Raw genomic sequence first — 22910 nt, forward strand, 5'->3', positions numbered from 1 at the left:
CCGGACGCTGGCGAGGCGGCCCAGGGGCGGCCGGTATCCGGTGCGACTGCAGAGAAACTGGAGGTTGCGTTCCTACCGTCCGGCCGTGATGTCGCTGCACAAGCTGAGCGCCGGGGACGGCTACACGTACCTGACGCGGCAGGTGGCGGCGTTCGACGCGACCGACCGCGGGCACGGCGGGCTCGGCGACTACTACTCCCAGCGCGGCGAGGCTCCCGGCCGGTGGGCCGGGGCCGGCCTGGCAGGGCTGGGTGGGCCGGCGGCCGGGCAGCCGGTGACCGCGGAACAGATGATGGCGCTGTTCGGGCAGGGCCGGCACCCGGATGCCGCCCGGCTGCAGCAGGAGGCATTGGCCGCGGGGAGGTCGGCGGCCGAGGCTCGGGCGGCCGGGGCGCTGGGGCAACCGTTCCCCACCTTTCCCGGCTCCGTGAACGGCTTTCGGGCTCGGTGCTCCGAGGAGTTCGCGGCCTTCAACGCCGCCCGAGGCCTGCCTCGGACGGCCCCGATCCCGGCTGGAGACCGCGCGCACATTCGCAGCGCCCTGGCCAAGGACATGTTCGTCGAGGCGTACGGCCGCCCGGCGCGCGACGCTCGTGAGTTGTCCGGGGTCGTGGCGCGCGCCTCCCGGCCGGTGACCACCGCGGTGGCCGGCTACGACCTGACCTTTTCCCCGGTCAAGTCGATCTCGGCGCTGTGGGCGCTGGCGCCGCGGGAGGTGGCCAAGCAGATCGAGGCCGCGCACCACGCGGCGGTCGCCGACGCCCTGTCCTGGCTGGAGGACAACGCCTGCTTCACCCGGCTGGGTGCCGGTGGCGTGCGTCAGGTGGAGACCGCCGGGTTGATCGCCGCGGTGTTCACCCACCGCGACTCGCGGGCCGGGGATCCGGATCTGCACAGCCACGTGGCAGTGAGCAACAAGGTGCAGACCCGCGACGGGCGGTGGCGGGCGCTGGACGGGCGGGTGCTGTACAAGGCCGCGGTCGCCGCCTCCGAGCGGTATGACACCCGGCTGGAGGCCCAGCTGGTGACCCGGCTCGGGGTCCGGTTCGCCGACCGCCCGGGCCGGGAGGCGGGCCGGCGGCCGGTGCGGGAGATCGTCGGCATGGAGCCGCGGCTGCTGGCCGCCTGGTCGTCCCGTCGGCAGGCGATCGAGGCCCGCCGCGGCGAGCTGGCGGCAGGCTTTCAGGCCGAGCACGAACGGACGCCCACGGCGGCCGAGGCGATCGCGCTGGCCCAGCAGGCGACCCTCGAGACCCGGGAAGCCAAGCACGAGCCGCGCTCGCTCGCCGAACAGCGAGCGGCCTGGCGGCGGGAGGCACTCGGCGTGCTCGGCGGGCCGCCGGCACTGTCCCGCATGCTCTCCGCCGTTCTACGGTCCCAGACTCCCTCTCCTGCCCGCGCCACCGAGGCGTGGACGCGGACGGCCGCCGCCCGCGTGCTCGACACGGTCGCCGCGCAGCGGGCCACGTGGCAGGTCTGGCATGTGCGCGCCGAGGCCGAACGCGTCGTCCGCGCGGCGGCTCTTCCGCCCGAGCAGGTGGATGCCGCGGTCGCCACGATCACCCAACGGGCCCTCTCCCCCGCCCTGTCAATTCCGCTCGGCGACCCGGATCCGGTCTCCGAGCCGCCGCAGCTGCGCCGCGGCGACGGCGCCAGCGTCTACACCGTCGCCGGCGCCCAGCTCTACACCTCCCAGCAGGTGCTGGACGCCGAGGCCCTGCTGCTGGCCGCGGCCGGCCGGGCCGACGGGCGGCGGGTCGACCGGACTGTGGTGGAGCTGGCGTTGCTGGAGGCCACCGCCAACGGCGTCGAGCTCAATCCCGGCCAGGCGCACCTGGTGCGTGAGCTGGCCGGTAGCGGCGCCCGGGTGCAGCTGGCGATCGCCCCGGCCGGGGCGGGCAAGACCACCGCCCTGGCCGCGCTGGCCCGGGCCTGGACCGCCAGCGGCGGCAGCGTGCTGGGCCTGGCGCCGTCGGCGGTGGCCACCGCCGCACTCCGGAAAGCCATCGGCGGCCGCTGCGACACCCTCGCCAAGCTGATCTGGGACCTCGACACCGGGCAGCTGCCGGGCCGGGGCCCCAGAATCGGGCCGGGCACGTTGGTGGTCATCGACGAGGCCGGCATGGCCGGCACGCTCGAGCTGGCCCGCGCGGTGGAGCACGTGCTCGGGCGGGGCGGGTCGGTGCGGCTGGTCGGCGACTTCCAGCAGCTGTCCTCGGTGGCCGCAGGCGGCGTGCTGGCCGAGATCGCCGCCACCCACCGGGCGGTGACGCTGACCCAGCTCGTGCGCTTCAGCGACCCGGCTGAGGCCGCGGCCACCGTCGCCCTCCGTGACGGGGACACCACCGGGCTGGGGTTCTATCTGGACCGCGGGCGGGTGCACGTGGGCGACCTGGCCACCTGCGCCGAGCAGGCCTACGCCGCGTGGGCCGCCGACCGCGCCCGCGGCGCCGATGCGCTGCTGCTGGCCGGCACCCGTGAGGTCGTCCAGCAGCTCAACGAGCGGGCCCGGGCCGAGCGCCTGGCCAACTTGGGCGAGCCGTCGGGTGCCGAGGTCGTGCTGGCCGACGGCACCCGGGCCAGCGCCGGGGACCCGGTTCTAACTCGGGCCAACAACCGGCGGCTGCCGATCACCGCGGTCGACTGGGTGAAGAACGGCGACCGCTTCACCGTCACCGCCGTGCGTCCCGACGGCGCGCTCGCCGTCACCCACACCTCTACCGGGCGCCGGATCACCCTGCCCGCGGCGTACGTGCGCGAACACGTGCAGCTGGGCTACGCGACCACCGTGCACGGCGCGCAGGGCGTCACCGCCGAGGTCGGTCACACCGTGCTCACCGGGGCCGAGTCCCGGCAGCTGGTGTATGTGGCGCTCTCCCGCGGCCGAGCCGCCAACCACCTCTATCTGTCCACCGTCGGCGACGGGGACCCGCACAGCGTCATCAGCCCCGCCGCGATCTCCCCGCCGACCGCCACCGACCTGCTGGCCGCGATGCTGGCCCGCGACGGCGCCCAGACCTCGGCCAGCAGCGCCGGCCGGGCGCTGGCCGGCCCGGCCGAGCAACTGCACACCGCCGCCGCCCGCTATCTCGACGCGCTGCGGTTCGCCGCCGAGCACCGCCTCGGACCGGGTACCGGAGAAGGACTGGAGAACGCCGCCGAAGACCTGCACCCTGGCCTGACCAGCGCGGCGGCGTGGCCCGCCCTGCGCGGGCACCTGGCGCTGCTGGCCGTCTGCGGCGCCGACCCGATCCGCGCCCTCACGGCCGCAGTGCAGGCGCGCGAGCTGCACAGCGCCGCCGATCCGGCGGCCGTGCTGGACTGGCGGCTACACCTGCCTGGCCCAGCCGGACCGTTGCCCTGGCTGCCCGGCGTGCCGGCGGCGCTGGCCGCCGATCCGCACTGGGGGCCCTACCTGGCCGCCCGCGCCACCCACCTCGACACGTGCGCGGCCCGGGTCGCCGACACCGCCGCCGCGATGACCGCGGCCACCGCCCCCACCTGGGCGCAGCCGCTGCTGGATCCCGCGCACGCCGCGCTGCGGGCCGACCTCGCCGTCTGGCGTGCCGCGCTCGCCGTTCCAGACCGCGACCGGCGCCCCACCGGCCCACCCCGGCTGCCCGCGGCCGAACGGCAGCACCAGCGACGACTCGACGACGCCGCCGCGGCGGTCGGCGGGGCGAAGGGCGGTTCGGTGTGGGCGGCGCTGGCCGACAGCATCGACCCGCGCATCCGCCGCGATCCGCACTGGCCCGCACTGGCCGACCGGCTGGCCGCCGCCGACCGCGCCGGCCGCGACGCCGCCGGCCTGGTGGCCGCGGTCGCCGCGCAGCGGCCGTTGCCCGACGATCTGCCCGCCGCCGCGCTGTGGTGGCGGCTGACCCCTCACCTCACCCCCGCCACCGTCCCCACCGGGCCGCAGGCCGGGCTGCTGCGGCCGGACTGGTGCCCGGCCCTGCTCGACCTGCTGCCCGACGAGCACGGGCGGCGGGTGCTGGCCGATCCCGCCTGGCCGGCCCTGGTCACCGCGGTCACCACCGGCATCCGCGCCGGCTGGGCTCCGGTTGAGCTGCTCACCACGGCGGTCGCCGGTCTTCCGGCCGCGGCGGTAGATGACCGGACCGGCAGCGGGCTGGCCGAGGCGCTGGTCTTCCGGATCGCCGCGCTCACCGACCCCGCCCCTCTTGACGCCCCGGAGCCGCTGCCGGCCGACCTGCAGCCGCCCGACGACGCCCACCACCTCGACCCGATCGACGTTCCGGCCGCCGCCACCACCGCCGCCCCGGCCGATGCGCTGCCCGGCGAGGAGGCGCCGTTCGACCCCGACTACGACACCCCGCCGCCGACCGGCGCGCCCCGGTATCTCACCCCGGACCCGTTCGCTCCGACCGGCACAGTCGACGGGGCCGACGAGGCCGACTACCTGCTCGAGCAGCACTTCTGGGCCACCGCCGCCGTCGGCCGCGACCGGCTCATCGAGCTCCACATCCAGGCCGCCGCCTTCTTCACCGCCCACTACCCCGACTCCTGGGCACCCGGCTACCTGCGCCAACGGCTGGGCACCGACCTCGCCGGCGACCCCCGGTTCAGCCCCGGCCACGCCCCCGCCGGCTGGACCGCGCTCGTCGACCACCTGCGCGGCCTCGGCGCCACCGAGGGCGAGCTGCTCGCCGCCGGCCTCGCCCAGCGGGCGCGCACCGGAACACTGATCGACCGCTTCCGCGACCGGCTCACCTTCCCCATCCGGGACACCGACGGCGCCATCCGCGGCTTCATCGCCCGCCGCAACCCGGCCGCTGCCGACGACGACCGCGCCGGCCCGAAGTACCTCAACACCCCCAGCACCGACCTGTTCCGCAAGGGCGAGCACCTGCTCGGTTTCTACGAGGCCCGACACGCGCTGGCCGACGGGGCCACCGCCGCCCTCGTCGAAGGGCCAATGGACGCCATCGCCGTCACCCTCGCCACCGACGGTCACACCGTCGGCCTAGCCACCCTCGGCACCGCCCTCACCGACCGGCAAGCCGACCTGCTCCGGCCCCACCTTCGCGCCGAGGGACCCGGCATCCTGGTCGCCACCGACAGCGACCCCGCCGGACAGCAGGCCGCCGAACGCATCTTCTGGCAGCTCACCGCCCGCGGCGACGATCCGCGCCGACTCACCCTGCCCGACGGACTCGACCCCGCCGACCTCCTCCACCGCGACGGCGCCACCGCGCTGCGCGCGGCCATCGAGACCGCAGACAGCCTCGTCCACCACCTCCTCGACGCGTGCATCACGGCGGCCTCCCGTGACAACGGCCCCTCCGCCGTTTCGCAAGCGGTCCGCGAGGCGGCGGCCATCATCGCCGCCCTGCCCCCGGCCCGATGGCTGACCCGCATCGACCGCGTCACCGACGCCCTGAGGGTGCCACCAGGGACCGTCCACATGGCCGTCCTGGACGCAGGATCAATCACCCAGACGAGACTGTCCGGCAATCGACCGGCCCAGCCGAGACGGGTCGTTGCGCCGCAGCCCTCGCCGCCCATGGCGAACGACCCGCCGGTACCGGCGCGCTGCCTCGCACCCTCTCCATTCACGAGGGAACAACACCCCCGGGAAAGCCCGCCGGCACGGTAGATCCGGAAGGGACCAACCAGTCCGACACCGGCGACCGAGCGACGGGGCCGGCGAACACCGGATTGGGAACATCAGCTGGCTCCCGCAGCGCCCGTGCGCTCATAGAGGCCCCAGTCCGTCGCCCCTCTCGATGGCCAGCGGGGGAAGTCCACAGCGGTGTATCGGCGCCCTCCCTCTTGGGTAGCCCGCCGGCTGATACGAGAGTCCAGTCGTCGGGTGACGTCCCCCGGGGTGGTGTAAGTCCAGGCCACTGACCGCGTGGTTGATCACGTGCGAGGGGCCATCGTGTGATGGTCAGCGAGACCACGCCAATGGTTCTCGCGGAAGGACACAGCACACGATGGCCCTGGACCAGTCTGCCCTGCTCGAGGTGCTCGAGGCACTGAAGGCCGCCGATGTCGACGACCGAATTCGGCCTGGCCGTCGCCAAGACAACCCGCTGCGGGGGATCACCGAGGAGCACCCCGCCGAAGCTGGATCGCCGGTAGTCGACCCGCCGCCGGTGCAGCCGGGGCACATGGGTTTCGGGGACGGCAGCAAAGGCCCGGGTGGCATCGCCGCCCGTCACGACCGCGGCATCTTGTCACCCCCCGCGTGCAGCCTGGGAGCACACGGCTGGACGAGCCCAGGAGTCGAGATGGCGAAGATCAAGCGGGAAGGCCGCCGAAGAGATGCATGCCGGCTGTTGGCCGCCGCGCCGCCGTGCTGCTCAGCACCGTGTTGGTGGCGTTGTCGCTCGGCTGGCTAGTCCGGTGGACGCTGATCGCGCTGATCGCTTGGCTCCTGGGCGCGCCGCTGCTGCTGCGGCATCGTCGCGTGGAGCGCTTCGTGGTCCGCGCCATCTTCCATTTCCGTACGCCGACCGGCCGGGACGCCGAATGGCTGAAGTGGCTGCGCGCACGATGCGACCGCGCGGGGTGCGAACTCGTCGGCGTTCCCGTGGCGCGAGACTTCGACTGGTACGTCATCGAGAACTCCCAGCCGAACGCCTTTGCCGCCGGACGTCGCTCCATCGCGATCACCACCGGCCTGCTGCGACGGATGCACGCCGGTCACCTGACCCAGGACGAGCTGCTCGCGGTGGCGCTACACGAGATCGGTCACCATGCTGCTGGCGACGTCCGGCACGGGCTCGTGGTGTGGTGGCTGACCTGGCCCTGGCGAACCGTCCGCCTGGTCGCCGTCCGACTCGGCCACGGGTTCCCGCTCTTCGGCGTCGGTGTGCTCCTCACACCGGTCGTCGTCGCTGTGGCCATCTGGCGGGTCGCCATCGAAGGGCACAGCACTGGCGCGCATGCCTGGGGGACGGTCGCCGTGCTGGGCGCTGTCCTGCTCGCCGCCTACGTTCAACCGGTCGTAGAGGCCGCGGCCAGTCGTGGCAGCGAACGGGCAGCCGACGTCTTCGTGGTGAGACTGGGACTGGGTTCGGCCTTGGTGGCTGCACGGCAGCAGCTGGACCGACTCGACCCAGATCGAGCGACAGCCTGAAGACCCGACCACGGGTGGACGACAGATGCCGTCCTTCCCGGGCGTCGGTGGCCTTGCGGTCACAACGGACAGAGGAATTCCGGTATGCCTCCCGCCGATGCTGGAGGATGCTCACCGGCGTGAACGGCGACTTCGCAGGTTCGGCGACCGCGGCGTAGCGCCGAGTCCTGCCGGGACGTGCCCGCCCCGGCGCTCGACCGGCTGCTGGCCCACCTCAAGCTCACCTCCGCCGACCGCGCCATCCACGCAGGGCCGCACGGGACAGGTGCGCGAAGCCGTCCACCTTTCGCACCAGGAGGTGCTTCGTCTACGTGGACGACCATCCGTGCTTCGTCACCCCCGGCCGCCCAGCGGCTGCCCGACGGCGTCCGCATCCACCCGGGTCCACCGCAGGGCGGGCTGGCAAGCAGCACCCCAGTTCACCGGCAACGCCGTGCGAAGCCGGGTAGGTGTTCACCAGATGCCATTGCAAGGCCTTCTCGGCGCGGCGATCCGCCCGGAGGCGCGGCTGGACGCGATCGCCGAGAGCGGGGGAACGCCGTCCCCAAGTTCCTGGCCTTCCGGCCGCGTCGGTCCGTCTGACGGCCTGTTCTCGGGGCCTTGCTCGTCGTCGAGGACCCGGTCGAGGACGTACCTGATGAAGCCGACGGCGTCTGGGTGAGCGATCCCGAACGGACAGGGCGTCAGCGCTCAGGCGGGGGCTGAGTTCGGCAGTGGGCATTGTTGCCATGGGCATCCATGCGGGCGGGTTCCTGGCTGTCGGGATGTGCTCACCGGGGTCTTGGGCGAAATGAAAAGCCGCAGGTGAGTCTAAAGATTGCACCGTTGTCAGCCAGCTTGCACACGGATCGCCACGACGTTGCACACGCGGTCACCGACTACTCAGGCGGCAAGAGTGGTGGCAGCTGTGCAAGGGATACGAGCGCGGCCACCCGCCGACCACGGGTGGTGCGCTGCAGGAGGAGTGCTGACCGGTGCCCAGAGCGTGTGTGGCGCGGCCGTCGACTTGCTGAGCGGTAGGCCGGCCGGTGGGGACGGCTACTGCCAGCCGCGGCGAGCCGGCTGCCAGGTCCCACCGGTAGCACCGTCGGTGAGGACGGGGTCGGCGAAAGCGATCACCGCGTCGAGCAGGTCTGCAAACTGCTCTGGCAGCTCGTCTCGGCTGTGCTTACGCCGCCACGCGGCGTACTTGGTCTGCGCGATAAGTTCGTAGCCTTCCAGTACATCCTTCAGCGGCTGCAGCTGCACCTGTCGGTGCGCGGCCACGGTGGTCATCGCCGCATGCAGGTCGACCGCGGTCACCGCATGGGTGCCGGATAGGACGTACACATCACCGAAGTCCCGCCAGCGGGTGTTGGCGGTGCCGCGGGCGATGGCGGTGACGAGCTTCTCTGCGTGGACCATCGGCATCGGGTAGCCGCGCAGCGCGACGCTGCCACCCAGCAGGCGAGGCAGCGCCACTTGCTCGGGTGCCGGCCAGATGGGGTCACCGACGTTGACGTCGACGTGGAAGGTGATCCGCGCGGTATGAAGCGTGGCCTTGAGGCTGACCCGGACGCCGGAGTAGGCGTCCTCGTCCCGGATCACCTCGGCCTTGGCGTCCTCGGCGTCGAACACCAGACCGTCGTCGCCGCCGACCGGCGTGCCGGCGGCGATACCGCGGACGAGGTCGAGGACAGAGTCGGTGTCGTTAGGTACAGCTTGGGCCTGCAAGTCGACGTCGCGGGTCGGCCGCCGGACGAGGAACGCGGCCAGTAGCACGCCACCCTTGAGGACCAGCTTGTCGCTGTGCCCAGAAGCGGCCAGTCGCGCCAGGAACCCCTCGAGCGCGTACAGCGTCAGCAGCGCCGCGGTCGGTTGCCCCTCCATCTTGGCCTTGGCCTGGAGGTCGAGATAGGCGCGCCCGGCCGCGGTGTCCCGTGAGGCTCTCAAAGCAGGATCTGCAGCGACCGACGCAGCGAGGACTCCGCGCGGGGAAGCTGCGCAGCCAGCTTCAGTAGCTGGGCCGGGGATGAGCCGCGGCGGCGCAGCCAACGGCGCAGCGCCTCGTTGCCCAACTCCGGTCCTTCACTGCCGGCCAGCCGGAACGCGTCAGCGATGCACCGCTCCGGGCTGTAGAGCCCAATGCTGCGTCCTGCACCCAGGTCGAGGATGTCCCGACCGAGATCGAAGGTCGCCGGGTCGAAGCGGTGCCAGCTGATTGGCGCGTCCAGCGCCGGGGCGCGGGTGCCGCGCGGCAGGGCGATGTCGATGTTGGCCGGGATGTCGTCGATAAGCTCATGCCGGGCCAACGCCGAGCGCAGGCACAGCGTCGCTTTCGGTGCGCGGGCGGCGATGGCCTGCAAGTCGTGGTCTGCGCCGTCTGGCTCGCTGCCGGCGAGGTCGGTCCGCTCGTACAGGCCGCGGCCCAGCGGCTCGATTAGGTGACTGTCCCGCAGCCGGTACAGGCTGTGCTCGGACAGGCCTAGCTTGCGGGCCTCGGTGTAGGTGAACGTCGCCGGAAGCCGCTGCAGGCACGCACGCTGGTCCCTCGTCCGGCGAGTCGCCGTCTTCCGCATCGTCGTGGTGGCCACTGTCCACCTCCCTTCATCGAGGAAATCGTACACAGCACAACGCGTCTGGCTACATTTTCCTCGGCATGAACCCTCTAAACCTGTAGCCGGACAGAACACCGCGCTGGCATGTACATGGGTTGGCACGTGCATCCCGCCGTCAGCATCGGGACCCTTCGACGGACGGCCCTGGGGCCAGTGGGGCAGGTGAGCCTCACCGCCGGGAAGTGTCACCCCTGTGCGGCAGGCTTGCGTGCGGAGCGCAGAACACCCCGGTCGCCGACCGAGGAGGTCGCGAACCGGGGTGCCGTCTACATGGGGTGTAGGGGCAGCACGCTAGCACCGGCGTTCCGGCGTTGAGGAGGCTCCTCAGCGCGGAGAGGACCGCCATGCCCGTCCCTGCCCACCCGTCCCTGGAACACCTGCTGACGCAGGCCCTGACCCGCATCCAGGTCAGCCCCGAGGAGCTCGAGGAGGCCCGCCGCCGCCGGGAGCTCATCGCCGCCGCCCTGCGGAAGGAGTTCCCCGGGTCGCGGGTCTACTACAACGGCAGTGTCGCCCATGGTGACGCGCTGACCCCGCTCACCGACATCGACCTCGGCGTGGTCATCGCGGAGGCCCAGGACATCCACGGCCCGGGCAAGAAGGGCCCCAAGGACCTGATGGAGCGGGCCGCGGTCGCGATCCGCGCGGCGCTGAGGGGCGAGTACCCGAAGCTCACCGTCCAGACCGAGGGCTGCAAGCGCGCCGTCCTGGTCCGGTTCGGCGACCCGGTGCACGCCGGCGAGAAGGACTTCACCGCCGACGTCATCTGCGCCATCGACAACCCCGACGCGGCGGGCCTGTTCATCCCGAAGATGCCGACCTGGGACCGGTCGCACCCCGAGGCGCACACCGCGATGGTCCTGCGGGCCATCGACGACACGCAGGTGGTCTACGCCCGGGACGTGCGACTGCTGAAGCACTGGAACCGGCGCAACGGCAAGCCGCTGTGCTCGTGGAACGTCAAGGCGCTGGCCCTGGGTTGCATCCAGCGGCCCATGTCCCTGCTCGCTGGCCTCGCCGCCTGGTTCCGGTACGCCGCCGACGAGCTGGACAAGGGCGAGACCCGCGACCCGGCGCACGTGGCCGAGAAGCCCATCAAGCTGAACTGGCCGCGGGCCGAGGTCGTCACCGCGCTGCGGCACGCCGGCAAGCGGCTCGACGAGGCGATCGCCTTGGAGAAGGCCGGCTACCCGCTCCTCGCCCACGACGAGCTGGCCAAGCTGTTCCGCGACGAGGAGATGCTGCCGCGGCCCGACCAGGGCGCGGTCGCAGCCGAAGAGGCCCGGCGAATCCGGGAGAGCCGCCGCGCGACCGGGACCGTCCCCAGCACGGGCGCCGGCGGTCAGCGGTCCCGCATCCAGGTGAACAGCTGGGCGCCGTGAACGCCGGCCGGCCGGCCCGGAGCGCCCGGGCCGGCCGGTCGGACGACCGCTGGTACGGGCTGGAGCCGTCGTGGCAGATCCTCCTCGAGGCCGCAGCCCGCCGGGAGCACGGCCGCGACCTCCAGCTGATCCTCGAACTGGACCGGGTCAGCTACCGGGTGCCGGTCGAAGTCCGCGGACGGCGGGAGTCGGTGAACGTCACGATCGACTTCTACGCCCGCCCGCCGTACGACTGCTTCGGGCTGCCGGCCGAGGAGTACCCGCGGGTCTTCGCAGTCCCGGGCGCGACGTCGCCACATCGGATGCCCGACGACGGCGCCCTGTGCCTGTGGTTCCCTGCCGACCCGCCCGAGCGCCGTTGGCGTCCGGTCAACGGGCTGCTGGCGCTCATCGACCTCGCACGCGACCACGTCTTCTTCGAGGACCACTGGCGGGCCACCGGCGGCGGCGCGGCGGCGAGTGGCTCGGGGCCGAGCAGCCGCACGGCTTCCCCGGGAGCGGGTGGCGTGAGCGAACAATTCGCGGCCGCAAGGGCTGCCGCCGCGGCCGCGGCGGCGCCGAGCACGTGGGACCGCATCGTCGCCGACGTCGACGCCGGGGACATCGCCACCGTCCTCGGCGCCCTTCTGGGCGTACTCGGCGCCGTGCTTGCCGCCGTCATCGCGGCGACCGTCGCCGTGAAGGCCTACAAGGCTCAGCAGCGGGAGGCGCGGCGGCAGGAGAAGGCGACGTTCTACGCCGAGGCTGTGCGCGCCGTGGAGGACTACGCGGAGGCGCCGTACCGCATCCGCCGCCGCGACGGCTCCGCCCAGGCCCGACGGGAGGTCACCCAGCACATCAGCGACATCAAGTCTCGGATCAGCTTCTTCTCCGCCTGGATGGCGATCCACGGAACGGAGACGGTGGCCACCGCCTACGACGAGTTCGCGCGCACCGGGCAGACCGAGGCCGGGCGGCAGATGACCACGGCGTGGAGAGATCGGCCCACGAAGAAGGACAAGGACGTTCCCATCGGCTCACCCCTCCCGCGTGTCGCCACGGACCGGGCGCGGACGAGGCTCCTGGCCGCGATGAAGAAGGACCTCGACGGGTAGCTCCACGCCCCGCGGGGCGGCCTGTTGGCCCACTCCCCCTGTGTGCCGGTCCAGTCGCCGCAGGCAGCGCTGCTGAGCTCGACGTGCCTCGCAGGCTCGCGCCACTAACGCCCGCGAGGCCGCAGTCAGTTGGGGCGTTGGGTACACGTACCGCGTGTCTTACCGGCCACGTCCGGGATCACGATCGGCCGATCGCGTGCCAGAACTTCGTCTCGGTCATGATCCGAGTTCCATACGATCGCGCTTTCTCCGCTTTTCCTGACAGTGATTGAGGGTCGGCGGCGACGAGCACGTCGAGCGCTTTCGTGACGCGTTCGTGAACGATGAGACCTGCTGCTCGCGCGAGGGCGTGTGCCTGGTCGCGGGTGATGGGCCGTCCTTGGATGCGCGTTTGGAGGGCGCCGGTGAAGCACACGCCGAGCCCGCGGAGATCGTCGCTCTGACTGCGGCTCGGGGTTCGGGTCCGTGCCGCATGCAGGGCGGCAGCGATCTCGCCGACTCCGAATCCGAGTGCAGCCGCTACGACCGCGAGGTCCTCGGCCTCCAGGTCGGTGACCACACCGTCTCCGAGCGCCGTCAGGGCCAGCGCCTCCAGGTAGTTCATGTGGGCACGGTGCACGTCCGAGCGCGAGAGCCCCCATGCCTGGGCTGTGTCGGCGAGGGTGCGCACCTCCGCCGAGTCCAAGCGCCGGTCCTCCAGCGCGCGGGACAGCACATCGAGGTAGGCCGCGGTATCGGCTGGCTTCGCCGCGCCTCTTACGTTGTGCGCAGGAAGGTGCCGGATCAGCGTGGCCAGTGGTGAGGCCTCCAGCCGGGATCGCGACGAGCGAGGTCGCACCGGGCCGCCGATCGGCCAGACGGACCAGCTCGGCGGCTCGGGCCACACGTCGGGCACACAGCCGAGGTCGGTCAGTGTGCCCCCGCCGACGCGCCGCAGGTAGACGCCCAGCAGCTCGGCTGTCGCGGTCGCATCCCCCAAGGCCGTGTGCTCGCCCGGGTGGGTGAGCGACTCTGCCGCCAGGCAGTCGGCCAGCCGGCCACCACCGAACGCTCCCAACCGATACGACAGCGCGAGGGTGCACAGCGCCGGCCAGGTGGGGGGCGCCGCCCCCAGACGCGTGAACTCCGATGACACGAACCCGAGATCGAAGCGGGCGTTGTGGGCGACCACGACGGCCCCGTCGAGCCTGTCGGCGACATCCCCTGCCACATCCAAGAACCTGGGCGCGTCGAGAACATCGGCCCCGCGGATTCCGTGCACGTGGGTAGGGCCGAGGTCGCGCTGCGGATTCAGCAGCGTCGACCAGGAGTCCTCGATGGTGCCGTCCGGTGTGGTTCGAACGATCGCGATCTCCACGATCCGGTCATGGAGCCGCGGGGAGAAGCCCGTCGTCTCCACGTCCACCACGGCGAAGGGGGTGGTGCCGAGCTCCGGGCGGCCGTGCGGTCGCGGACGGGCTCCAGCGGCCGACGTCGTCGCGGCCAGGCGGGGCGCCTCCGCCGCGGCGGATCGGGCGGACACGTCGTGCGCCGACACGTTGGCGGCGGGCACCGACGATGGCGCCGCTGTTGAGGTGCTGCGTGCGTCGTCTGGCTGATCGACGGCGACGTCTCGAGCCTCTTGCAGTAGCTGGCGTGCGGCCTCCCAGGCGCCTTCGACATCGAGGCTGCGTGCGGCGAAGCCCTCGTTGAGCAGCTCCTCACTGAGCTGGTCGTCGTACTTCTCGACGATCTTGTTGTCGACCCTGGCAGCCAGCAAGGCTGGCTCGGGGGCGCCCTGCTCGACCAGCTCGGCGAGGCGGCTCAAGGCCTGCTCTCGCCTGCAGTTGCTCATGGTTAGGCAGACGCCGTCTTGGGCCACCTCGATGCCGGCAGCGGTCAGGGCCACCGCGAGCGTCGAGCAGATGCGGTCTCCGCGCCACGGGAAGATCAACGTGTCCGCGCCGATGGTCAGCAACGGGTCGGCCCCGAGCCCGTATCGGGCGAAGTTGTTGCGGCCCTCGGTGAGCAACTGGACCGCCGTCGCGTCCAGGTAGGCCGGCATGTCGGCACTCAGGTACACACGCCGCATCTCCTGGCGGATCCGGTCAGCGACCGCGGCGCCGGCGCCGGCGAACGTCGGTGGCCGTCCTCCAGACGACCGGATCAGTTCGATGACCTTCTCGTGCGAGTCGACCGCCAGCACCTTCCAGCGTCGTCCGCCGAAGATGAGCAGGGACCCGGGCATCAGCGGATAGTCGACCGGCAAGGTCCCGAGCGTGCGACCGCTGGCGATGAGGCGGTACTCCTCGCCGGTGCGAAAGGCCGCGTAGAACGAGTAGTGATTGACCAGGCGCTCGCCGGCTTGCCCGTGCAGCAGCAGCCCGTCAGAAGCCTGCATGAGCAGGTCAACTCGCTCATCGGCGAGTGCACGCAGCAGTCGCTTGAATGTGTCCCCGGAGACGCCGGCGAAGGGGCCGGTTTCGCACAGCACCCGGTATGCCTCGAGCGGTGTGACCCCACCGTGCTGAGCGATCAACGACAGCAGCTGCTGCACCAGCGTGGACAGGTGGAGTCCGCCCGAGTTCGGCGCCTCGTTCCACCGATCGAGCAGCAGGTTGACCATGGCGATGCTCTGGACGAGCTCGGTGCGCAACGCGTCAGACGGCGGTGTCTGGGGGCTTACCTGTGGCTCGGTGACGTACAGCCGCATCGTCGCGGCGCCACCGCGACGGCCCGAGCGGCCCAGCCGCTGCCGCATGCTCGCCACCGACTGGGGTGCGCCTAGCTGGGCGATGGAGGTGACAGACCCGATGTCGATCCCCATCTCCAGGGTGGACGTGCAGATCGCACTGACTGGAGTCTCCCGGTCCTTCAGCCGGGATTCGGCGAACTCGCGCAGTTCCTTGGACAGGCTGCCGTGGTGCGGGATGAACTCGGTCGGGACGTGTTCACGCTCGGATCGTCGCTGCAGCAGGTCCGCGTAGATCTCCACTTCGCGTCGCGAGTTGGCGAAGACCAGGTTGTCGGTCCCGCGCAGCGTCCGGAAGAGATGATCGGCGATCGCCAGCTGATGCCCCTCGGTCACCTCCTCGGCTTCCACGTCGCGCCCGCTGGCCTCCACGTGCTCCGCCTGGCGTGCCGACAGCTGCGGCGGCAGGGCCTCATAGCCGCGCACCTGCAGCTTCAGTTCGTGGGTGTCCTCCACCGAGGTGATCACGGTGACGCGAGGCCCACACCCGGGGCGCAGGTACGCCGCCGCACCGTCCATGTCACCGAGCGTCGCCGACAGCCCAATCCTGGGCACGCGCCGCCGCACGGCCAGCTCCACCCGGTGCAGGAGCGACTGCAGCTGCATACCTCGTTCGGTTCCGAGGAACGAGTGCATCTCGTCGATGACGACGTAGCGCAGTCCGCCCAGGATCCTCGCGACTTTGGGGCCGTGAACGACGAGGAGCGCCTCCAGGGACTCCGGCGTGATGAGCAGGATCCCGTCGGGATCACTGAGCACCTTGGCCTTGCGTGAGCCGGGAACGTCCCCGTGCCAGCGATGGACCGGCAGGTCCAAGTGCTCGCACAGGGCGTCGAGCCGGCCGTACTGGTCGTTGATGAGCGCCTTGAGCGGGCTCACGTACAGCGCCTGCACTCCGGTGACCGCAGGCTGCTGCTCAGTGCGCGCTTCCCTCCGCCCACGCGCGTCCGCCGCGCCTTCTCGCGCGGCCAGCAGACTCGAGCAGATCGGGAGAAACGCCGCTTCGGTCTTCCCGGCGGCCGTTGCCGCGGAGATGATCACGTCCCGGTCGCCGGCGAGGATCGGTCGGACGGCGCGTTCCTGCGCGTCGCGCAGCTCGGTCCAGTTCTGCTCCCAGATCCATCGTTGGATGCGCGGGTGCAGCTCAACGAAGGCCGACGACTGATGGCCTGCGGCCTCACCCGCTGTGCCGGTCATGCGCAGCGGCCTGTCACAGCCTGAACGTCGCGAGGTCGTCGTCCTCCGGTGACGACGCGGACACTGATCTCGACGCCACCCCCGCCTCGGTCTGGTCGACCGCGGCGTCAGTGGCGTGCGGGCGTGCGAAGCCGTCCTCCTCGGCCAGCGGCGCAAGATCGGGATTGGATTCGGCCACAAGGTTCACCGCGCCGACCAGCGGCGCCCAGTCGGTCCCCGGGTTCTGCTCGAGCACGGCGAGCAGGTTCACGAACTCCTTGATGGTGGTTCGCGGTGTCCGGAAGTACGCGTCGCCGATGCGGCTGGAGCAGTGGGTCATGAAGGCCGTCAGGGCGTCGTCGGGAACCAGATAGGCGTTCGCGTCGCCGCCGGCGAACACGTGCCGCAGGCGGGTCAGGAGCAGGTAGAAGTCCTCGGGCGTCAGGTTCGCCAGGCGCAGCACGGGGCCGGAGTAGTCGACGAGGCCACCTGTGGCGTACGTGTTCTCGGCCAGGCGTGACTGCAGCGCCGCGTACGAGTACAGGCCACGCCGGGCATCGAGCAAGAAGTCCGGGGTGCCGCCCAGGATGAACCCAAGGTGGGCGGCGGTTCCCTGCAGGCTGTCGTTCAGGATGCGCAGGATCTGCTCGTAGTTGGCGTTGCGCGCCTGCGTGTTCGCCAGCTTGTACAGGTTGACCATCTCGTCGAGGCACACCAGCAGACCGCCGAAACCGGCCATGACGACAAACCTGGCCAAGAGCTTGAGCTGGTCGTAGAAGTTGGCGTCATCGACGATGGTGCGCACGCCGAGCGCCGCCCGGGCGTCGGTCCGGGTGCTGAACTCGCCGCGCAGCCAGCGCACCGCGTCGCTCTTGAGCTGCTCGTTCCCAGTGTCGTGCCCGCGCCAGTACGCGCCGATGACCTCGGCGAAGTCGTACCCGCCCGTCAACTCCGACAGCGATGCCAGCCGGGTGCGGATGACGGCGTCCGGCGTCGTCCCGGTCTCCCGCGCCTCGGTGAGCGCGGCGGTGATGAACCGCTCGACGATGCTCCCCATGGCCCCACCGTCGGGCTTCGCGCGGGTCGCGATGTTGCGCATCAGTTCCGCGTACAGAGAGCGGGCCTGGCCGCCGGTGGCGTGCAGCCGTCGGTCAGGCGACAGGTCGGCGTGCACCGTGACGAGCTTGCGTTCCATGGCAATCGACCGGACCAGGTTCAGGAAGAACGTCTTGCCGGAGCCGTACTCGCCGATGGCCAGGCGGAAGGCGGAGCCGCCGTCGGCGATCCGGTCGACGTCGCTCAGCAGGGCCTTGACCTCCTCGGCCCGGCCGACCTGCACGTGCTGCTGACCGACACGTGGGACGACGCCGGCCCGCAGCGCCTGCAGGATCGCGTCACGCTCCCGCGGCCGGATCGTCGTGCCCACGGAAGTGGCGGGGGTCGAGCTGGTCATGCCTGCATCTCCTGGGCTACGCCGGGGTCGATCGTGATGGGGTCATCGCCGTCGAGGAGCGGGTCACCGACCCGCTCGTAGGCGGCTTCGTTCAGGGTGTCGACGGCGCCGTCGGTCAGCAGGCCCAGGCCGGCGCACTCGGCTTCGAGCTCGGCCCGGCTCCAGCTGCCGCGGACGGCGAGCACCGTCAGCAGCGTCGAGTGGGCAGCGTCGAGTCCAGCGATGGAGGGCCCCGTCGCGGCGGGCAGCGACGGTGGTGTCGGTTCCTCGTCCGTGAAGATGGAACCGAGCAGCGCGGTGACCGCGGAGGTCTCGGCGAGCTTGGCTGCGACCGTGGCCGCGTCCAGCTGCACGGGCGCGGCCGGATCGCGGGATGCGCCGGGGTCGGGTCGGGCAGCCGGAGCCGGTGGGATGGCGTAGGCAGGCGCGCCTGGCGAGGAGGCCCTGACGGTCACGGGCCCGGCCGCGGCGATCCTGACGCCGCCGGTCGTCGCCGCGTGGACGCGGCTGTAGACCGACGCAGGATCCAAGCCGAGCAGCTTGAAGATCTTCGTGAGAATCTTGATCTCCTCCGGGCTCACGTGCCCGTCCGTGGCCGCGACCGTGGTGAGAAAGTCCCCGATGTTCTCGCGCTGCCCTTGATCCAGTGCGGCGAGCCGCTTGGTGAGCCCGATCAGCTTCACCGGAGTTGCCAGCAGCCAGCGCAGGTGAGCTTCCAGCCGGGCGCGTTCGGCTGCCCCGAATCCCATGGCGGCCTCGAGGTGCGCCACCAGATGGGAGATCTCCGCATCGGAGGCGTGCCCGTCTGCGGCGCTGACTACGGACGCGAGGTGCATCAGCAGCGCCGCGGCCTGGTACTCAGGACTGGGAGAGGCGGGCTGGCCAGGTTCGGCGCGGAACAGCACCACAACGCCGGCAGGGTCGGGCACCGGCCCGCCGTGGCGGACGTCGGGTTCCAAGCCGATGCCGCGGGCACTCAGCAGCTGTGCCAGCGTGACGGCCTCGGCTTTCGCGACCTTGCCCGGTGTCGCCAGGGGCCAGAACGCGAGCAGCTCGCCCGCGTCAACAACCGCGCTGGGCTGCCCGTCGAGAGCCGCGTTGACGAACGAGTTCAGGCGGGCCAGGTCGTCGCCGCCCGCGTTGTCCGCGAGTTCTGGCGGCAGCAGCGCGGCCGCCGGCAGCGTCCCCGGCGCGTCAGGATTGCGTCCCAGGTAGCGGCTGTAGGCATCCAGGCTCGCGGTGCACTCCTCCACGAGCGCGGCCAGCTTCTTGCTCGGACCCGCCTGGGTCAGGACGTCGGGCAGCGTTGTCGACAACTCGGCTTGGCCGATTCCTGCGCTGGCCGAGTAGTAGTCGAGCTTCAGCCTCGTGGTTGTCGCCTTGATCGTGAGGCCAGGGCCGTGCCGTTCGGCGTATCTGGTGCGGAACAGCGCTTCGAACTCGGCCGCACAGCGGGTTGCCGGGGTCCGCAGGTAGATCTCCGGGTGGTAGTAGGCCCACGCCAGGGCCTAGTCGGCGGAGAGCGGTGTCCCGTCGACCGCGAGCTCTCCCAGACCGACCCGCAGGGCCATCGGGACGTCCCAGGCATTGCCGGTGCGCGCGGGCACGGAGACATCGCCGGTGCTCGTCGCGTAGAAGTCCAGCAGCTGCAGGAACCGTGTCGCATAGCCGCGAAAGGACCCGTTGTCACCGTAGAGGTCGAGCAGTCGCCGAACCTCGGCGGCGATAGCCGGCAGCTCTTCGCTGATGTCCTGGCCCTTGGCGGCGTCGACGAGCACCCGACGTTCCAGGCCGTAGAAGAAGAGGAACGGCCAGCTGATCGGCGCGTTCGGTGCGCGTCGGCCGTCGGCCAGCCACGTCAGGTACGCGGCGCGCGCGCCGGGGGTGATGTCGCTGTAGGAGGGCCAGTACCCGACGCTGCCAGCCGCCCAGTCGGGCCGGCGGAAGTCCAGTGGGAGCCGCGGGTCGATGAGCGCCGGGTCCGGGCCGTGGCCGACGGCGGCCGGCAGCTGTCGACCGACGTACAGCATCCCGCCAGGCAGGGTCAGCGAGCCCACCGTCACCGCAGCCCCCGGCGGGACCCACCCGTCCCTGCCAGCCCTGCCGTCCGCTGCCGGAGGCGGCGGGCTGGGTGACCGTGGCGCCACAGCCACCGAAGAAGGCGGTGCCGACGACCCGAGATTCGAGACCGGAGGCGCCGCCGGAGCTGCGGAGGGCGCGCTTCGCTTGAACCAATCCCGTAGACCCACTGCATCCCCCGCGTTCCGATGTCAAACCCACCGTTGCGCTGGGTTGACTGTCTGCGACAAGTGCAGGCTAGTCACCCACGGGCGGCCATCGTGCGGGATCAGCGAATCACGTGGGGATGACAGTTCCGGAACGGCCCCCCGCAACGGTTCTGGACCTCGCCCAGACACTCCGCCTCCTCGACAGCCGCGATCAGTCCAATCCGTATCCGCCGGCGCCCGACTGAGCACGGCGCTCAGAACCTCACACGGCCTTGAACTCCGCGCTCGTCAGCTCTACGAACGTGCCGACCGAAGAATGACCGAATCTGGCGCAGGGCTTTGTCGGTGCCTGGGGAGACAAAGTCTGGCGTACGGAGGAAGGCGAACCGGCGACTCCGTACGGCCCAGGAAGGTCCCCATGTTGGCGGCCGCACGTGGGAACGCTGATCCGTTCCCTTGATCACGGGTCATCAGGGTGAGGCGGTGATTGCGCGAATCAGATCGTTGGTGGGCACTGTGCTCGGCGGGAGGGTGGTGAGCAACAGCTCGTCTGCTGCGGCGCGGCTGCTGCGGGCTGCTGCGGTGTAGGTGAGACGAACGATGCGTTTGGAGATCCGCCATTGCCTGACGCCTTCGGCCCGGGCGTCGTCCGCCGGGTTCATGCGGTCGCGCCCATAGAGCAGGCAGGATCCGAGCAGCTCCGGGTGGTAGTCGTACGACAATATCCAGCGGTATCGCATCTTGCCGGTGAGATGGCGAGCCAGCTGTTCGTGGGCGAGGGTGTTGGGCCATCCTGCCGGAGCAGGGACGGTGCGTGGCGCCCGCACCTCCTGGTCGAATGAGGTGTTGTACAACTTTGCGGACTTGCGCAGGTATGGCGGGTCGAGATAGGCGACCACCTGGTCTGGGACGAGTGTCTTGTACACCGAGGCGGTGTTGTCCAGGGTGTCGCGCCAATCCATGCACCAGACGTCGATGAGTCGACCGGTGTCGTACAGATGGCCGACATACGCGACGCGATCGGCCAGAGCGTCGGGGTTGAATCGGCAGCCGATGCTGTAGTCCGAGGTCTGGGTGCGGCCACCGATCGGCCCGGCACGGCCGTGGAGGATGCCGGAGAACGTCGTGCGGTTGAGGAAGAGGCATTTGACGGCGGTCTCGAAACGGGCGGTCGACGGGCGCGCTCCGCTAGGGGGAGACCAGGCGCGCCAGTAGTCCCAGCGTTGCACAGCGCCCGCCGCGCCCGGGGCAATGTATTGCTCGTGCTCGGCGCGCATGCGTGCGATGAGGGCGTCGGTTTCGGAGGCGGCGACCTGCCAGAATGCGGCGACGAGTGGATCGGCGTCGGCAAGCAGGACACGCCGGACGGTGCCGTCGCCCACGAGGCGCAGGGAGGTGGAGGCGCCGCCGGCGAACGGTTCGACGAGCAGCTCGACGCCGCGGACCGACCGATTCCGGGAGGCGTCGCTCAGCAGCTGTCCGATGACTGGCGCGAGCCCGGTTTTCGAACCCGGATACCGCAGCGGGGTTTGGTAACGGGCGGTGGCCACGCCATGTGTGATGGCGGCGGGGTCGGCGTGGATACCGCGGGCGAGCTCGCTCGTGTAGCGAGTGGCCAGGCTGCCGCTCGCAGGAACAGCTGTGAGCGATGTCTCAGCTGCGGGCGCGGGCAGGCGCGCCTTCGACGTCTCGGCGTTCGCGACCGGATCACGCACCTCGACGTCGGCGGGGCCCTGGGCCGCGGTCGCCGCGGTCATGCCGGTCGGCCGGGCGAAGGCGTGGGCTGATCCATACCCAGCTTGCGTCTGGCGACGAGCCTAAGGACGTCGGTGCCGACTCCGATCGGGAATGCCGCCTTTCCGTGCGCTGCCGCGACCGGGATGATCCCGTCGCGGTACATCGATGAGCCGGTCCGGTCGATGACGTCCAGGATGGCGCCAAGCGTGGGATAGCCGTCAGGACCGGGCTGTCCGCCGCCGGCGGCGTAGGCGGGCCCTGCGGCGGGCATGACGGTCGGCACCACGACGCGCCCGTCAAGCGAGCGGTAGATGAACTTGCGGCCCCAGTAGGTTTCCTTGCCGTAGTTGGCGGGGTCGGCGGTGTTGGCGATCCGGGCGATGACCGCGGCGTCGCAGACCAGCAGGTCGCCGGGCGCCAGCACGTCGTGACGGGCGAGCTGGCGGGCGTAGTCGACCATTGCGCCGCTCTTCTCGATGCCGCAGAGGTAGGGCGCGTTGCCGGGAGTGGTCGCGGCCATGGCTTGGAAGTAGGTCTCCGCCCGCCCGCGGAGCTTGGCCGGCTCGCCGTACATCGCCAGTGGCCCGTCGACGAGGAACAGCGTGGAGGCCAGCAGGTCACCGCGGGACTGCTCCCACAACAGGGTCGTCAGCCCCACGAGGACGAGCAGTTCGACGACCGACCGAAGCCGCCGAGGGGTTCCTCGTTGCGGCCCTCTTCGCTGACTGCTTCCTGCAGGCGCAGGGTGTCGGTCGGGTGCAGGGCCAGACCACACCCCGTACACGGTGCGCCATCGGCGGGCACCGGAACGTCGTCGGTGCCGCATTCGGGTGCCGGGCAGTGCACCGGCACGTGCGGCGCCGGGGTGCCCGGGGTGCCGTGCACCAGCATGAGCAGGTCGAGCAGGCTCTGGTCGAGTCGGTTGACCTGAACCTTTTTCGTGGCGAACAGCTGGGCGACGAGTTCACGCCACGAGGTGGCGATGTCGATGCCCGGGCGGGTGTACGCGCCGGCCACGGGCAGATCGAGGGATACCAGTGCGCTGTTGACGGCCTCCGCGATCGCGACTGGGTCGACGAAGCGCTGCGCACGCTGGTTCTCCATGACCTCGAGGTCGACGAACGCGGCCGCGGCCTGGGCGTAGCCGTACACGACCGAGGGCATGCCGTCGCGCACCGATTCGACGACGTGTGACCCGTCGATGGCCAGCGCGGCCTTCAGTGCCGGGGCGGGCCGCGGCAGGTCGCTGCGCGGCCGGATTCGGTCCCGCAGCCAGGTCGTGTCGCCGAGTCGTTCGCCGGGCACGAAGAAGTCGGCCTTGTCGGCCAGGGCCCGGACCGCGGCCGTCGCATGGCCGAGGCGGGAGGCGCGTTCGAACCCGCCGGAGAAGGTTTCGTACGGCAC

Annotated in this window: 13 protein-coding genes; 4 read left to right on the top strand and 9 right to left on the bottom strand. The window is 71.3% G+C overall.

Annotation, left to right across the window (positions count from 1 at the left end):
- The first annotated feature begins 88 nt into the window (after positions 1 to 88).
- Complete coding sequence (gene mobF, locus MVA48_RS13260; protein WP_246989227.1) at positions 89 to 5620, top strand: MobF family relaxase; 5532 nt, start codon at positions 89 to 91, stop codon at positions 5618 to 5620.
- A 702-nt stretch (positions 5621 to 6322) separates the two neighbouring features.
- Positions 6323 to 7108, top strand: coding sequence for a M48 family metalloprotease (locus MVA48_RS13265; protein ID WP_246981013.1), 786 nt, complete (start codon positions 6323 to 6325; stop codon positions 7106 to 7108).
- 1038 nt (positions 7109 to 8146) lie between these two features.
- Here MVA48_RS13265 and MVA48_RS13270 read toward each other — a convergent pair.
- Together MVA48_RS13270 and MVA48_RS13275 are read right to left on the bottom strand one after the other, a co-directional pair.
- Positions 8147 to 9040, bottom strand: a complete 894-nt coding sequence (locus tag MVA48_RS13270) for a nucleotidyl transferase AbiEii/AbiGii toxin family protein (protein ID WP_246981014.1) — start codon at positions 9038 to 9040, stop codon at positions 8147 to 8149.
- Entirely contained in the window at positions 9037 to 9681 is a 645-nt protein-coding gene (locus tag MVA48_RS13275; protein WP_246981015.1) for a type IV toxin-antitoxin system AbiEi family antitoxin domain-containing protein, read from the bottom strand. The genes MVA48_RS13270 and MVA48_RS13275 overlap by 4 nt, the downstream gene beginning before the upstream one ends.
- Before the next feature lie 368 nt (positions 9682 to 10049).
- Between MVA48_RS13275 and MVA48_RS13280 the strand changes: the two genes are divergently transcribed.
- Together MVA48_RS13280 and MVA48_RS13285 are read left to right on the top strand one after the other, a co-directional pair.
- Positions 10050 to 11087 (top strand): hypothetical protein, encoded by a 1038-nt coding sequence (locus MVA48_RS13280; protein WP_246981016.1) that lies wholly within the window; start codon positions 10050 to 10052, stop codon positions 11085 to 11087.
- Positions 11084 to 12181 carry a hypothetical protein gene (locus MVA48_RS13285; protein ID WP_246981018.1) on the top strand — a complete coding sequence of 366 codons (1098 nt, stop codon included), beginning with the start codon at positions 11084 to 11086 and terminating at the stop codon, positions 12179 to 12181. Before MVA48_RS13280 ends, MVA48_RS13285 begins: the two co-directional genes overlap by 4 nt.
- Positions 12182 to 12359: 178 nt before the next feature.
- Here the strand turns inward: MVA48_RS13285 and MVA48_RS13290 are convergent, their stop codons facing one another.
- From MVA48_RS13290 to MVA48_RS13320, 7 genes are all read right to left on the bottom strand, one after another.
- Positions 12360 to 16109, bottom strand: coding sequence for a DEAD/DEAH box helicase (locus MVA48_RS13290; protein WP_246981020.1), 3750 nt, complete (start codon positions 16107 to 16109; stop codon positions 12360 to 12362).
- A 13-nt stretch (positions 16110 to 16122) separates the two neighbouring features.
- Entirely contained in the window at positions 16123 to 17541 is a 1419-nt protein-coding gene (locus MVA48_RS13295) for an ATP-binding protein (protein ID WP_246981022.1), read from the bottom strand.
- The gene (locus MVA48_RS13300; protein ID WP_246981024.1) at positions 17538 to 18794 is read right to left on the bottom strand and encodes a tellurite resistance TerB C-terminal domain-containing protein; all 1257 of its coding nucleotides are present in this window, start codon (positions 18792 to 18794) and stop codon (positions 17538 to 17540) included. Before MVA48_RS13300 ends, MVA48_RS13295 begins: the two co-directional genes overlap by 4 nt.
- Before the next feature lie 255 nt (positions 18795 to 19049).
- Positions 19050 to 19790: a TerB N-terminal domain-containing protein gene (locus tag MVA48_RS13305; RefSeq protein ID WP_371821148.1), complete on the bottom strand. Its 741-nt coding sequence runs from the start codon at positions 19788 to 19790 to the stop codon at positions 19050 to 19052.
- A 449-nt stretch (positions 19791 to 20239) separates the two neighbouring features.
- Positions 20240 to 21526, bottom strand: a complete 1287-nt coding sequence (locus MVA48_RS13310; protein WP_246981027.1) for a DNA adenine methylase — start codon at positions 21524 to 21526, stop codon at positions 20240 to 20242.
- On the bottom strand, positions 21523 to 22164 hold the full coding sequence (locus MVA48_RS13315) for a hypothetical protein (protein ID WP_246981028.1): 642 nt from the start codon (positions 22162 to 22164) through the stop codon (positions 21523 to 21525). Before MVA48_RS13315 ends, MVA48_RS13310 begins: the two co-directional genes overlap by 4 nt.
- Complete coding sequence (locus MVA48_RS13320) at positions 22155 to 22910, bottom strand: hypothetical protein (protein ID WP_246981029.1); 756 nt, start codon at positions 22908 to 22910, stop codon at positions 22155 to 22157. The genes MVA48_RS13315 and MVA48_RS13320 overlap by 10 nt, the downstream gene beginning before the upstream one ends.

It is taken from the genome of Blastococcus sp. PRF04-17, assembly GCF_023016265.1.
Lineage (GTDB): Bacteria > Actinomycetota > Actinomycetes > Mycobacteriales > Geodermatophilaceae > Blastococcus_B.